Origin of the sequence: Paenibacillus montanisoli (assembly GCF_003268025.1) — a bacterium.
GTDB lineage: Bacteria > Bacillota > Bacilli > Paenibacillales > Paenibacillaceae > Paenibacillus_Z > Paenibacillus_Z montanisoli.
Map to the genome: position 1 here is coordinate 834722 of NZ_QLUW01000001.1, position 14258 is coordinate 848979.

The 14258-nt window shown below is 55.7% G+C and carries 14 protein-coding genes; 11 read left to right on the forward strand and 3 right to left on the reverse strand.

All coding sequences use genetic code 11. The features are described from left to right. Positions 1-79: 79 nt before the first annotated feature. The gene (locus DL346_RS03650; protein ID WP_112880707.1) at positions 80-715 is read right to left on the reverse strand and encodes a GntR family transcriptional regulator; all 636 of its coding nucleotides are present in this window, start codon (positions 713-715) and stop codon (positions 80-82) included. Continuing rightward, positions 681-1538 carry a sugar phosphate isomerase/epimerase family protein gene (locus DL346_RS03655; RefSeq protein WP_165822362.1) on the reverse strand — a complete coding sequence of 286 codons (858 nt, stop codon included), beginning with the start codon at positions 1536-1538 and terminating at the stop codon, positions 681-683. Before DL346_RS03655 ends, DL346_RS03650 begins: the two co-directional genes overlap by 35 nt. Before the next feature lie 162 nt (positions 1539-1700). Here DL346_RS03655 and DL346_RS03660 point away from each other — a divergent pair, with 162 nt between their 5' ends. Then, the gene (locus DL346_RS03660) at positions 1701-2567 is read left to right on the forward strand and encodes a phosphogluconate dehydrogenase C-terminal domain-containing protein (RefSeq protein ID WP_112880709.1); all 867 of its coding nucleotides are present in this window, start codon (positions 1701-1703) and stop codon (positions 2565-2567) included. 39 nt (positions 2568-2606) lie between these two features. Next, positions 2607-2906, forward strand: a complete 300-nt coding sequence (locus tag DL346_RS03665; RefSeq protein WP_133257479.1) for a hypothetical protein — start codon at positions 2607-2609, stop codon at positions 2904-2906. Positions 2907-3002: 96 nt separating this feature from the next. Here the strand turns inward: DL346_RS03665 and DL346_RS03670 are convergent, their stop codons facing one another. Beyond that, entirely contained in the window at positions 3003-3371 is a 369-nt protein-coding gene (locus DL346_RS03670) for a hypothetical protein (RefSeq protein WP_112880711.1), read from the reverse strand. 695 nt (positions 3372-4066) lie between these two features. Between DL346_RS03670 and DL346_RS03680 the strand changes: the two genes are divergently transcribed. The 9 genes from DL346_RS03680 to bglX all read left to right on the forward strand — a co-directional run bounded on the left by DL346_RS03680 (position 4067) and on the right by bglX (position 14217). Next, entirely contained in the window at positions 4067-4795 is a 729-nt protein-coding gene (locus tag DL346_RS03680) for a GntR family transcriptional regulator (RefSeq protein ID WP_112880713.1), read from the forward strand. Between the two features lie 71 nt (positions 4796-4866). Further along, entirely contained in the window at positions 4867-6807 is a 1941-nt protein-coding gene (locus DL346_RS03685; protein ID WP_112880714.1) for a DUF8034 domain-containing protein, read from the forward strand. Positions 6808-7084: 277 nt separating this feature from the next. Further along, complete coding sequence (locus tag DL346_RS03690) at positions 7085-7375, forward strand: hypothetical protein (protein ID WP_112880715.1); 291 nt, start codon at positions 7085-7087, stop codon at positions 7373-7375. Continuing rightward, complete coding sequence (locus DL346_RS03695) at positions 7375-8136, forward strand: SDR family NAD(P)-dependent oxidoreductase (protein WP_112881764.1); 762 nt, start codon at positions 7375-7377, stop codon at positions 8134-8136. The genes DL346_RS03690 and DL346_RS03695 overlap by 1 nt, the downstream gene beginning before the upstream one ends. A 227-nt stretch (positions 8137-8363) precedes the next feature. Next, positions 8364-9230 carry a DMT family transporter gene (locus DL346_RS03700; protein ID WP_112880716.1) on the forward strand — a complete coding sequence of 289 codons (867 nt, stop codon included), beginning with the start codon at positions 8364-8366 and terminating at the stop codon, positions 9228-9230. Positions 9231-9271: 41 nt separating this feature from the next. Then, positions 9272-10105 carry a phytanoyl-CoA dioxygenase family protein gene (locus tag DL346_RS03705; protein WP_112880717.1) on the forward strand — a complete coding sequence of 278 codons (834 nt, stop codon included), beginning with the start codon at positions 9272-9274 and terminating at the stop codon, positions 10103-10105. Between the two features lie 17 nt (positions 10106-10122). Beyond that, a complete protein-coding gene (locus DL346_RS03710; protein ID WP_112880718.1) occupies positions 10123-11199 on the forward strand; it encodes a Gfo/Idh/MocA family protein in 1077 nt (358 codons plus the stop codon). A 2-nt stretch (positions 11200-11201) separates the two neighbouring features. Continuing rightward, positions 11202-11999 carry a sugar phosphate isomerase/epimerase family protein gene (locus tag DL346_RS03715; RefSeq protein ID WP_112880719.1) on the forward strand — a complete coding sequence of 266 codons (798 nt, stop codon included), beginning with the start codon at positions 11202-11204 and terminating at the stop codon, positions 11997-11999. Between the two features lie 73 nt (positions 12000-12072). Next, on the forward strand, positions 12073-14217 hold the full coding sequence (gene bglX, locus DL346_RS03720; protein WP_112880720.1) for a beta-glucosidase BglX: 2145 nt from the start codon (positions 12073-12075) through the stop codon (positions 14215-14217). Positions 14218-14258 lie beyond the last annotated feature (41 nt).

Below are 14258 nucleotides of genomic sequence, written 5' to 3' on the forward strand. Positions count from 1 at the left end.
CCGTATTGGCGCATGTCCGGTAGGCGCGAGAAAGGCTGCCCCCGGAGCCGCGGAGCGCGACCCGAAAGACAGCCTTATCTTACAACACCAATATCCGTGCGCCGTACTCCAGATGCTCCACCATGCGCCGGCTTGCTTCCTCAGCATCGCCCGCAAGAATGAGCTCAAAAATCTCCAAGTGATCGCGGTACGAATTCTCGATCCGGTTCGTATCCTTACGAAGCACCTTCAGTGCGATCTGAAACAGCCGGTCCTGCAAATTGTCCATCATTTGGACCATCTCCGTATTGTCATAGACAAGGGCGAGACGCCGGTGATACTCAGAGTCAGCATGCGTAAACTTCAAATAATCGTGCTGCGCGGCCGTCTGTTCTTGAATTTGCAGATTGGCACGGAACCATGCGATTTCATCCGGAGGCAGCTTGCGGCCGCTCAGCTTCCGAACGATATGTCCCTCCAGCGCGATGCGAAAATCGAAGAAATCCGCCACACGCTGCAGCGATAGTTCCGGCAGACTGAGCCCTTTGTTCGGAGCGATGTTGAGCAAGCCTTCAGCCGCAAGCTTCTCCAACGCGGAACGGATCGGCGTGCGGCTCATCTGCAGCAGCTCCACCAAATATTTCTCCGTCAACTGCTCGTTGGAGATGATCGTTCCTTCTAATATATAAGCGCGCAGCTGCTCATACGCTTTCTCCTTCAACGTTACTGATGCCATGGCCATTATCCTTTTCTTCTATAAAATGAATGGATTTCAAATAGGCGACGCTCTGCTCCATCCAGCTTCTCTCCAGCTCTGCTGTCCGTTCCACCGTTTCCGTGAACGGTGTCCACAGCTCAAGAATTGCCGAGGCGTCCGACTTCCCGTTCGCGGCGATCGATTCCCTCAGGAGCTCATAGTCGAGCCGCCCTGCGCCAGCCGGCGCCCCCAGAATCGTAAAGCCCAGCTGATGATCGACGCGTTTGATCTCGAAATCCTTGATATGCAAATTTGCAAGATAGGGGACAAGCCGCTGAATGACAACATCGGGACTCTCCAGCGCGCCGAAAGAGTTCACCGTGTCCAGGCAGCAGCCGACATGGGAGTGGTTTAAGCTCTCAAACAATTGTACCAGCTGCCGTGTGGTATGCAAGCCATGATTTTCAATCGCCAGCGTGATATCCGCTTCTTCGAATGCAGGAAGCACCTGGCGGATCTGCCGCTCCGCTTCTGCCAGATCCGGCGTCGTAATGATGGTCCGCACAATCGGCGAGTGCAGAGTTTGGGCGATTTCAAGGTAGGCAATAAGTAGCTCAGGCTCCGTTCCCCGCGTCCCTACTTCAATGGAAACCCGCTGTTCATCGGCGATTTGCTTTAGGCCTAGAAGCTCTTCTTCATGGAGCCGATGAAGCGGCAAATTGTCGGCGATTTGAACGAGGTCAAGCCCGCAGCTGCGGGTCAATTTCACGAGCCCTTCATGCGTAAGCGGATCTGCCGGACGTTCGTAACCGGGAATGCCGATAGCCCACGTGAAAGTGAAGGAGCTAAGTCCGAGTCTCATGCATACCATCCCCCTTAGCAGTAGTGAGCTTAGAATAACAGGAATTTTAAGCAGCGGCAATAAATATATATATATATTGTATACATTTTGTATTGAAATGCTGCGGGCCATTCCGTTATGCTGGTTATAGCTACTAATCTATGAGATCGAGGTGCAGGTGTTATGGCAATTCAACCGAATGAAGTAACGATTGCTATTATCGGTGCGGGCGGGAAAATGGGCTGCCGGATTACGGACAACCTGATTAAGACGGATTATCGGCTGTTGCTGTGCGAGCATGCGGAGAACGGCAAAGCCCGGATCGCCCAGCGGGGACTATCCATTTCTCCGAACGAAGAGGCGTTAGCCGCTGCCGATTTTGTCATTCTAGCCGTACCGGATGCCGTCATCGGCCCGCTGAGCGAGAAGATCGTGCCGCAGCTGCAGCCCGGCGCAACCGTGATTTTGCTTGACCCGGCCGCTGCCTACGCAGGCCAGGTGAAGCTGCGCGAGGATTGCACGTTTGTCGTGACGCATCCTTGCCATCCGGCTCTGTTCGAGGAGCAGGAGACGCCAGAAGCTCGCAAAGACATGTTCGGCGGCATTGCGGCGAAGCAGGATATCGTCATCGCGCTGCAGCAGGGCGACGAGGAGCGGTTCGCGCTGGCGGAGCAAATCTGCATCCGCATGTTCGCTCCGGTTGTCCAATGCCACCGGATTACGGTCGAGCAGATGGCGCTGCTCGAGCCGGCGGCAGCCGAAGTCGTAGCGGCTGCGGCAGCGTGCATTATGAAAGAAGCAATGGAAGAGGTGATCCGCATGGGCGTACCGGAAGCAGCGGCGAGGTCGTTTATGCTGGGTCATATCCAAATCCCGCTTGCTATCGCCTTCAATAATGTCAATCCGTTCTCCGATGCGGCGAAGATCGCGATTGGCTACGGGTATGACAAGATATTCAAACCGGATTGGAAGCAAGTGTTCACGAAGGAATCGCTTGATGAGGTGCTGCGACTGATGCTGCATCTGGATGAGAAGCCTGCCTTGAACTAATTCCTTCATATATATAGCATTTTATAGCATTTTTCTTGCATGCGGAAAATTGCACGAAACCCGCGTTCGAATACAACCTATTATCGGGTCTGTTGGACTCGAGCGTCGACGATAGGCTGGCCGATGCTTCATGAGGAAGGCATTACCGGCTTAGATCTTATTTTATTGGATGCTCTTAACCAGCAGGAGCCGCGTAAAACCAGCAGCGAGAATAACTTGATTAAGCTGAGTTTGACGTTCTTGGGCAAGAAGAGAGCGAAGAAGCATAAGTCGATTGAGCACTTCCGATTCGACATGCGTGCCGTACCATTTTTGTCGAATATATTTCCGGGGAAATGAAATGAATTTAACTTGACTTGACTTGAGATCAGCAGCGAGTTAGCGCGAGTTACGATGAACGGCCCGTCAGGAGAGAGGGACTCTTCTGACGGGTTTTTAGGTTGGCGATGAGAACGGGACCACGGGCACCTCTTCGCCGATATACCGGTGGGAGGAGCGAAAGAGGAGCTCCACAAGCACCTCTTGGCCGATAAACCGGCGGAATGATCGAAAGAGGGGCTCTACGGGCACCTCTTGGCCGATAAACCGGCGGGAGAAGCGAAAGAGGAGCTTCACGGGCACCACTTGGCCGCAAAACCGGCGGGAGGAGCGAAAGAGGAGCTCAACGGGCGCCTCTTGGCCGATAAACCGGCAGAAGGAGCGAAAGAGGAGCTCTTCAAACACCTCTTGGCCGATAAACCGGCAGAAGGAGCGAAAGAGGAGCTCCACGGGCACCACTTGGCCGCAAAACGGCGGAATGATCAAAGGAGGAGCTCCACGGGCACCACTTGGCCGCAAAACCGGCGGAATGATCGAAAGAGGGGCTCTATGGGCACCTCTTGGCCGATAAACCGGCGGAGTGATCGAAAGAGGAGCTCTACAAGCACCTCTTGGCCGATAAACCGGCGGAATGATCGAAAGAGGGGCTCTACGGGCACCTCTTGGCCGATAAACCGGCAGAAGGAGCGAAAGAGGAGCTTCACGGGCACCACTTGGCCGCAAAACCGGCGGGAGGATCGAAAGAGGAGCTTCACGGGCACCACATGGCCGCAAAACCGGCGTAATGATCGAAAGAGGAGCTCCACGGGCACCTCTTGGCCGCAAAACCGGCAGAAGGAGCGAAAGAGGAGCTTCACGGGCACCACATGGCCGCAAAACCGGCGGAATGATCGAAGGAGGAGCTCCACGGGCACCACTTGGCCGCAAAACCGGCGGGAGAAGCGAAAGAGGAGCTTCACGGGCACCACTTGGCCTCAAAACGGCGGAATGATCGAAAGAGGAGCTCCACGGGCACCTCTTGGCCGCAAAACCGGCGGGAGAAGCGAAAGAGGAGCTCCACAAGCACCTCTTGGCCGATAAACCGGCGGAATGAGAGAAAAGGATTGACGGACCATGCGGAGTTCAATACGATATTGTTGTATACAACATACAACAATATTAACTCGCAGGAGGCCAGGTCCATGAAGGTTCCGGAAGAACGACCGTCCCAGCAGCAGCGGCTATCCAAGCTCATCGTCACCAATGTTTGGGACCAAACCTATCAGGTGCTTAAAGAGCGGATTCTCGCGCGGCATTTCGGCGCAAACGAGAAGCTGTTGATTCCGGAGCTGGCCGAGCAGCTTGGCGTCAGCCGGACGCCGATCCGCGATGCGCTGAACCGGCTCGAAATGGAAGGGCTTGTCCGCACCGTATCCAAGGTAGGTACATTCGTCAATCCCGTGCTCGAGGACAATGTCAATGACATTATGGACAGCCGGCTCATGATTGACTGCTGGACGATCGACCGGCTCAGTGCCATGGAAGAGGATCAGCTTGCGTCGCAATTCGGCGCGCTGGATGAGATTATTCAACAAGCGTCGGATTCCTTTTCCGGCGGGAAAGCCGGCAATGTCGATCTGGAGCTGCAATCCAGCCTGGACCTGAGGTTTCATCTGGAGCTTGTCCGCATGAGCGGCAACTCGAAGAACGTGGAGATCTATAAGTCGCTCATGAATTATCGGTATTTGAATTTAGGGGTGCCGCATGTGACGCCGGACATGGCGAAGCAGGCCTTTCGGCAGCATCTGGCTATCTACGATGCGCTCCGAGCACGCCGTTTCGCGGCGGCGAAGTCGGCCGTTACGGCCCATCTGGCGTACTCGAAGCAAAATATTTTAAACGTTATTATCGAAAGTGGCGGGGAGATCTAGGCCCGGTCACGGCTGGCAGGCCGGAACAATTTTGTAAGCGCTACCGAAAACGGACAAAGGATGTGTTTCTCATGTTTGAAAATCCGCTCCCGCCTACCCAAACGAAACAGCCGCTGACGAGCTTGAAAGCGACCCGCCGCAGCACGGCGCCGGGCTGGGCTGTCAAGCAGCGGCAATTATTCGACCTTCTGAACGAATCTGCCAAACGGTTCATTGCAAAATATACGAGGCCGGACGGTACACTGATTTGGCGCTCCGATTGGCCAGGCATGGACGGCTCCGACGATCCGTACGAAGGGTTCATGAATCTGGCGCTGCTTCATGCGCTTGGCGGAGATGACTTCCTGCACGAGGCATCGCGCCGCATTTGGGAGGGCATTACGTGGCAGTGGACGGAGTACGGCCAAATTCACCGGGAGTTTGACGCTTATTACGACTGGATGCATCATGGCGAAGGCTATCTTTACGTCTACTTCCTTGGGCTCTCGGGTCCTGCCCAGCTGAAAGACAGGCAGCGCGCCGTGCGTTTTGCGAACATGTACATAGGCGAAGATCCCGAGGCACCGAATTACGATAAGGAGAAGAAGCTGATTCGATCGCCGCTGAACGGAAGCAAAGGCCCCCGGTTTACCGTTTCGGCCGAGGACTGGTCAACGCACCGCGGGATTCTGGACCATTATCTGGCCCCCTATGAGGATATCCCAGGCGTCGAATTCGCATCGCGCAAATGCCCTTGGAGCAACGACACCGTATATGCCCGTTTGATTGACATGATGAATGAGCGGATGAACCGCGGCGATGTGCCGCTCAATTTGAATGCGACCGGTCTGGTGGCGAATGCGTTCCTGCACACGGCTGACGACAAATACAAGCAGTGGGTGCTGGATTATTTGGCCGCATGGTGCGAACGGGCCGAGCGCAACGGCGGTTTCATTCCCGACAATGTCGGACTGAATGACGTGATCGGCGAATACAACGAAGGCAAATGGTGGGGCGGCTATTACGGCTACCGGTGGCCGCATGGCTTCGCGACCGTCATCGAGCCGATCGTGAATGCGGCCATGAATGCGGTGCTGCTTTCCGGCGATCGGGAGAAGCTCGGCCTCGCACGGCAGCAGCTGGACTTGAATTGGTCGCTTAGCAAGCAGGAAGGCGATAAAACGGTCGTTCCTTACAAGCGCTTCGACGCGGGCTGGACCGATTATCGCGAGGCGAGCGCCAGGTACCCGATCTATCTGTGGACCGTATCGATGGCGGCCGAAGACTTGGAGAGGATCAACCGCATTCCGAAGAGCTATAACTGGGATGAAGTGGTCATTCCGAACGTGTCCGGCAAGGATGCGTTGACGGGTCGGGACACGAAGCATTTTATCAGCAATACGGAGCCGTGGTTCCGGTATATGACGGGCGAGCTGCCCGACTACCCGGACCGGATCCTGGATGCGAATTTCAAGCTCATTGCGAAGCAGCTTGACCGGATGGATTCGCCGATGGGAGATCCTGCGCAGTGGTCGGCGAACTACAATGACGATGACTTCTCCAGCATTCATATTTGGCAGGAGCTGTGCCCGGTCTACATGGAAAGCCTTGTGCAGCTGACGCTCGGCGCGCCGATGCATATTTCGCACGGCGGCTTCCAGCACGGCAGGTTCCGCTACTTCGATGCGGACCGCAAGCAGGTCGGGCTTCCGCAGCATACGGCAGCGCTTGTCGAGCAGCTCAGCGACACCGCCGCCACGCTGCAGCTTGTGAACACTTCGTTGCTCGAGTCTCACACCGTCATTATCCAAGGAGGTACTTTCGGGGAACACGAGATTGCGACAGCTGAAGTGCTAGGAGGAGATGACGGCCCGGAGATCGTGGCGGTAGGCAGCAAATGGCTTCAGGTCGAGCTTGCCCCTGGCGCTTCGATCCGACTGGAATTAGGCATGAACCGTTATGTCAACCAGCCAACTTACGGTGGGCCATGGACGGAGCAGCCGGAGCCGCTGCTTTCGGGACGGAGCTTGTAGGACAGGAGAAATCGCAACGTATCGTAGCGTTATTCACCGGGTTTCGCAAGCAAATCACCTGATTTTTGCCCAAGAATGCCGCTGGAGTACGTTAGCCGCAAAATATCGCCGATTTCAGCCGAATAAGCGCTATTCAATTCGTTATTAGCCCAGCCGACAGCGGGGGATCTGTAATCAGCAAACGAAACGGACGGCCCGTACCGTCCGTTTTTTACGTTTTTCGGGACAGGCGTGATATAATAAGTAGGTCCACCATTTTTTGGAGGTTAACTAGACGATGAACATTACGATCACTCATGCAGCCATGACGCATGACAAAGAGAACGGCTACCGCGGCATTGTCCAATTCGATGCGGAAGGCCACAAGCACCCGTACGAGGTGACGCTGCAGTTGAACAGCATCCGCGGCACGACGTGGGATTACAGTCTGCGCTTTGCCAAGGATCCGGGATCTGAAGAAGAAATCAATCAAGTCGAAGCGGCGATCGAGCAGGACGATGATTTGTTCGACAGCTTAATCGACGCGGCGGCTCAAACGCTGCCGGAAGAAGAGGAGGAGCTATCATGATCGCACTAAATTTAACGGGACGCATCGCACTCGTCACCGGCGCAACGGGCGAGCTGGGCCGGGTCATGGCCCGCACGCTCGCCGCTTGCGGAGCGGACGTCGCTATTCACTACAACAGCAACGAGGCTAAAGCGTCGGAGCTGCAAGCGGAAATTACGGCAACCGGCAGACGCGCGGTCATCGTGAAGGCCGACATCACGAACCAAGCCTCCGTGCTCGCCATGAAAGACACGGTAACCTCAGCGCTCGGCGATGTCGATATCGTTGTCGCCAACGCCGTCATTCAATACGATTGGACGTCTGTCCTGGAACAATCGCCGGAGGACTACCGCAGCCAATTCGAATCGTGCGTCATGCAAAGCGTGTACCTGGCCAAAGCGTTCGCCCCGGCGATGATCGAGAAGAAGGCGGGCCGCTTCATCGGAATCAACACCGAGTGCTCGATGCAAAATTTCGAATCCCAATCCGCGTATGTCTCCGGCAAACGGGGCATGGACGGCGTTTACCGCGTGCTCGCCAAGGAAATCGGCAAGCATCAAATAACGGTCAATCAGGTCGCTCCGGGCTGGACGATTTCGGATATCGACCGCGCAAACGGAACCGAGCGCAACGAGGGCTACGAAAAGAGCGTCGCTTTGAAGCGTCGCGGAACCGACCAGGACATCGCGAATACAGTCGCGTTTCTGGCTTCCGATCTGGCCGGCTTCATTACCGGCGCCTATATCCCGGTATGCGGCGGAAATGTCATGCCGAGCATTTAGCACTTATTAGTCCCAATCGCGAAGAAGAGACCCTCCGGGGTCTCTTTTATTTTTAAGTTGCCAATTCTTCGAAACATGAAGTAAGCTTCCTCATGGATACTTCAGCGGGACTTTTTGACGATCTCGTGAACGGATCCGGCAGGGGATTCGCATTTTGTGCTTATCGAAACGTTTCACTTCTCGTAAAAAACATGTATATTAAAGATTAAGCAGAGGGGATCGTGTCTATGAACGCCAATGAAATGCTGCTGTTCTCGATCTTGCTTGTCATCGCCTCCGGCATGATTAATGCGATTTGCGGCTTCTTCACGAAGCGAAGCGGCGACAAGAACGTGTTTCTCGGCTCGATGATTGCGATAGCCTCGATTCCGCTCACGCCGCATCTGCTGATGGAGCTGTCGGCGAAACGTCTGCCTGCTGCCGCATATCTGCTCTTCGCGTTGTCGATGCTAATCGAGGGTATTAATGGCCTGCTGCTTGCAAGAGCGTACAAGTTCGGCGATTTGTCCCAGGTTTATCCGATCATGCGGGGAACCGGCGTTACGTTTACTCCAATTGTCGGCGTTCTGTTTTTAGGGGAGTCGCTCACGGTTTGGGGCTGGCTCGGAATCGCCGGCATCGTTGCGGGAATTTTCTTGCTAAGCGGCTGGAAGCCGCGCTCGAAAGCGGAGCCGTTATCCTTGAAGCCGGTGCTGTTCGCGTTCCTCGTCGGCTTGTGTATTACCGGCTACACCATCGTGGACAAAATGGCGCTGAAGTACATATCGCCGCTTTCGCTGCTGCAAATCGGTAATTTCGGCTTCGTGCTCGTTTTTTTGCCCACGCTGTTCAGGTGGAAACTGGTGAGGGCTGAATTTGCGGTCAACTGGAAATTCATAGCCCTAGCGGCATTATTCGCGCCATCCTCATATTTGCTGTTTCTGTTTGCCATGGATATGGCGCCCGTCTCGCATCTGGCACCGATCCGCGAAATCGGGACGGTATTCGCCGCGCTTCTAGGCGTTTGGCTGCTGAAGGAACGGCAAGGCTGGAAACGGATCGCAAGCGCCGCAATGATCGTAGGCGGCATTTGCCTCATCGGAATCGTTGGCTAACCGCCATTGATAATATGACTACCAAAGGAGTCGATTGAATCATGAAAATCAAATTGACCGAGCAAGAATTGGCCAGCGGCCAGCTTAGCCCGGAAATGCTGGAGCTTGCGGCCGAGCAAGTTCGCGTAAACGGCTATATCGTTTTCGAGAAAGTGCTTAGCGACGAGAAAATCAAAACGATTCGCGACGCATTCGACCCGGTCTTTGATGAGTTTATCGAGAAGCGCGGCTACAACACAGGTACGAACCGCGCGCAAATGTTCCTCCCGTTCATGGAGCCTTTCAACGACAGCGAAGTTATTGCTCATCCGATCGCGATGCAGGTTATCGGCAAAGTGCTTGGCAATGGCTTCCACTGCTCGTACTTCGCTTCGGATACGCCGATGCCAGGTTCGGATTACCAAGCGGTACACTGCGACATTATGCCGCTGTTCCCGGAACTGACTGTTCCGCTGCCGCCGTTCAGCCTTGTCTTGAACATTCCGCTGGTTGACGTGAACGAAGAGAACGGTCCGCTTGAAGTTTGGCCGGGCGGCACGCACTTGAACCCGGACAACGCGAACCACGATACGCTTGACGGCAGCATCAACCCGAACCTGCATATCGTACGCGCTGCGGAAGGCATGCTGTCGGAGAAAGTATTCATGCAAGCAGGCTCCATCGTCATCCGCGACATCCGCATGTGGCACCGCGGCACGCCGAACCGTTCGGACTACCGCCGTACGAACCTGGCGATGATCTTCAACCGGCACTGGTACAACAGCAGCTGCCATACGCCGATCCCGCGCGAGACATATGACAAGCTGTCGAAGAAAGAACAAGAAATTTACCGTAACTTCCGCATTGGCCAACCAGCAGCCATGCCTTGGGAATAAGAGAGGAGATTATTGATATGAGATTTTATTTGATCGGTGCAGGTGTCATCAACCGCACGCACGCAGAAGCGATTAACAAAATCGAAGGCGAGCAAGACATCGTCATTAAAGTAGCGGATCCGAACCCGGCGGCGCTTGCCGCGTTCGCGGAGCTTTTTCCGAATGCCATTACGTTCACGGACGCTAAAGAAATGCTGAGCGAAGAGCCGAAGGAAGATGACATCGTCATCGTCGGCACGCCTCCGTTCACGCACTTCCCATTGTCCAAGTTGGGACTGGAATCCGGGCGCCACACGCTTTGCGAGAAGCCGCTTGTCATGAACCGCGAAGAAGCGGAAGCGCTTCTTGAAATCGCAAAAGCGAATAACCGTTTGCTCGGCTGCTGCAGCGTTCGTTTCCTAGACGTGCCGAAGACCGAAGAAGTGAAGAGCATTTTGAACTCCGGCGACCTTGGCGAAGTGTACAAAATCTCGTTCGTATTCCGCGGGCAACGCGGCCGTCCTGGCGTGGAGTGGCAGCCGCAAAGCCGTTGGTTCCTGGATAAATCCAAGGCGGCAGGCGGTATCGTGATGGACTGGGGGCCGTACGACTTCACCATTCTGAACGATCTGCTTCAGCCTGAAAGCATTGAGGTTGCCGCTGCTTGGACAGCGAAGCCGGAAACGGAAATCGACCCGACGGATGTTGTTTACGACATCGAAGGCGCTGTCGGCGCTATGCTGAAATACCAGCAAGCAAACGGCAAATCGGTTTGGGTTCAATACGAGCGCGCGTCCTGCACGCACGGCGAGCCGTACTTCACCGTTGAGATTGAAGGCACGAAGGGCGCCGTGAAGTGGTCGCCGTATTTTGAAACCGATCAAGTATTGGTTAAATCCGATAAAAATGGTGAAGTTATTACGAAAGAGCAAACGATCGCTTACCCTGGTCCGATCGGCTACATGGATCACCCGGTTCACTTCTTCTACAAGAAAGTGAAGGGCCAAGAGTCCCCGGCTATCGTGAACGAGCAAGCCGTATTCAACTTCTCCGTCCTGGATTCGATCTATGAAAGCGCGAAGAACGAGCAACCCGTCGTGCTTAGGAGGAAATAAGCATGATCAAGAGCAAAGGGTTCTCCACCGGCCTTTACGGCTATCAGGTTGAATACTGGAAAAACAGCCAAGATCCGAACCTCGACGAAATCCTTCGCGCCGTTGCCGAAGCCGGCATGAATGCGGTCGAGCTCGACCCGACGCCGGACATGCTGGAGCTTGCGAAAAAGCATGGCTTGGCCATCTCCGGCGCCTATGTCGGCCTGCAGCTGCATGAGCCATTCGAGACGCTGAACATCGAAGAAACGGTCGTTCCAGTAGCGAAGCGAGTAGCGGAAGCCGGCGGTACTGATCTGGTCATCAACGCCGACCCGAAGGGCGGCTGGAATGAGCCGCAGCCGAAGACGGAAGAAGAATTCAAGCTCATCGGCGACAATCTGTCCCGCATCGCGGCTGCCGTCAGCGGTCTTGGCTTGAAAGTGAGCCTGCACAACCACGCATCGGATAAACATAACGCGGATGGCGACTTGCGCGCCGTCATCGAATATGCAAGCAAAGAAGTCGGCCTCTGCGTCGACACTGGCTGGGCGCATGTCGCCGGCTTGGATCCTGTGGAAATGCTGCGCATCTATCCGGACCGGATTTACGCGTTCCACTTCCGTAACCAATTCGGCCGCGTGCCGAGCGAAGATTTGACGGTCGGCGAAATCGACATGAAGCAAGTGATGCAAGCGGCATCCGATATCGGCTATGAAGGCTGGCTTACATTCGAGCTGTTGCATGAAGAAGGCACGGGCGCCAAGGGCACGCTGGCGGAGGCTACGGCGACTTCCATTGCATTCTTGAAGACCTGCATCTAAGATGATTGGTTTGAGTAGACCTTCGGTCGACTCAGCATTCATCTAGGAACTCGGATAGAAAGGCGGCTTTACGATGGATAGCAAACAAGCGAAAAAACCGTTCAAACTGGATGCGGAAACGGAATCCGCAGTAGAAGCGCTGCTTGCGCAAATGACGCTGCAGGAAAAGATCGGCCAGCTGACGCAGCTTGGCACCTTCGACGAAGAGTCCGACGGCGAGCTGATCGAAGAGGGCATGGTCGGCTCCATCCTGGGCGTTCGGGGCGCGGATACGGTCAACGAGCTGCAGCGAATTGCGGTTGAGGAGTCCAGACTCGGCATTCCGCTGCTGTTTGCGGATGACGTCATCCACGGCTACCGGTCGACGTTCCCGATTCCGCTGGCGGAATCGAGCAGCTGGAATCTGGAGCTGCTGGAGGAAACGGCCGCCATCGCGGCGCGCGAAGCTTCTTCGGACGGCATCAACTGGATTCTTGCGCCAATGGTCGACATAGCGCGAGATGCCAGATGGGGACGGATTGCCGAAGGCGCCGGGGAAGATACGTTCCTCGGCTCCGCGGTTGCCGCTGCCCGCGTAAGAGGGATTCAGCGCAACGATTGGACGGACCGTCCGCACATTATGGCGTGTCCGAAGCATTTTGCCGCATATGGCCTTGCCGAAGGCGGTCGCGACTACAACACGGTCGACGTATCGGAGACGCGCATGCGCGAAACGTATTTTCCTCCGTTTCAAGCGGCGCTCGACGCCGGAGCAGGCACGATTATGGCGGCGTTCAACGAAATTAACGGCGTGCCGGCTTCAGGCAACGGCTGGCTGCTCAAGGACGTGCTGCAGGGCGAGTGGGGCTTTAACGGCGTCGTCGTCAGCGACTGGGAGTCGGTCGACGAGCTCGTTCAGCACGGTTTCGCGGCGGACCGCGAACAGGCAGGCAAGCTTGCGGCGAACGCGGGCATGCATATGGACATGCACTCCCTGATTTTCCACGAGCACCTCGCCAACCTGATCGATAAAGGCGACGTCAAGCTTGAAGTCATCGACGATGCGGTGCGCCGGATCCTGCGCGTAAAGCATGCGCTTGGTCTGTTCAAGCATCCGTACGTAGACAACAAGCTGGCTGGCGAGTTCATGCTGCATGAAGAGCACGTTGCGTCGGCGCGCGAAATGGCGCGTCAATCGATCGTGCTCCTGAAAAATGAGAACGGCACGCTGCCGCTCCGTCAAGGCCTGAAGAAGCTGGCTGTCATCGGTCCGCTCGCGGATAATGGCGAGGCGCAGCTTGGCTGCTGGCGCGGACAAGGCAGACCGGAGGATACCGTTTCGGTATTGGCGGGCATCCAGTCGCTTGCTCATGAGCGTCAAGCCGAGGTTGTTTATGCGCCAGGCTCCGGCGTGCATGACGGAACGGCCGAAGCGTTAGAGAAAGCGGTTGAAGCGGCGAAAGCAAGCGAAGTCGCGGTGCTCGTGCTGGGCGAAACCGCGGACATGAGCGGCGAGAACAACAGCCGCGTGTCGCTTGAGCTGCCGGCAGCGCAGCAGCGACTGCTTGAAGCGATCCATGCGACCGGCGTTCCGGTGGTACTGGCTGTCGTTAATGGCCGGCCGCTAACGCTGGAGTGGGCGGATGCGCATATACCGGCGATCGTGAATGGCTGGCAGCTCGGCATCCAGGCGGGTCCGGCAATCGCGGACATCCTGTTCGGCGAAGCGAGCCCGAGCGGAAAGCTGACGGTTACGTTCCCTCGTCATACGGGACAGGTACCGATCTATTACAACGCGAAGAAAACCGGTCGACCGCATATGCGCCGTTACGCCGACAGCGATATTGCGCCGCTCTATCCGTTCGGCCACGGTCTGACCTATACGAGCTTCGGCTACGATGAGCTTCAGATCGAGCAGGCCGAGATTAAATTCGGACAATCGGTCAGCGTCTCCGCGAAGGTGACGAATACCGGCGATCGCGACGGCGTGGAAATCGTACAGCTGTACATTTGCGACGAAGCGGCAAGCGTAACGAGACCGGTGAAGGAGCTTAAGGGCTTCAGCCGAATTTCGCTGAAGGCCGGCGAGAGTGCGACCGTGTCGTTTACTTTGTCCGAAGAACAGCTCGGTTTCATTAACCAAGCGCAACAATTCGTCGTCGAGCCGGGCAAATTCAAAGTGTGGATCGGCCCGAGCAGCGCCGAAGGCTTGGAAGGCAGCTTCGAAATCATAGCATAGCGGAATCAAAAAAACCCCGTAAACACGGGGTTTTTTGCTGT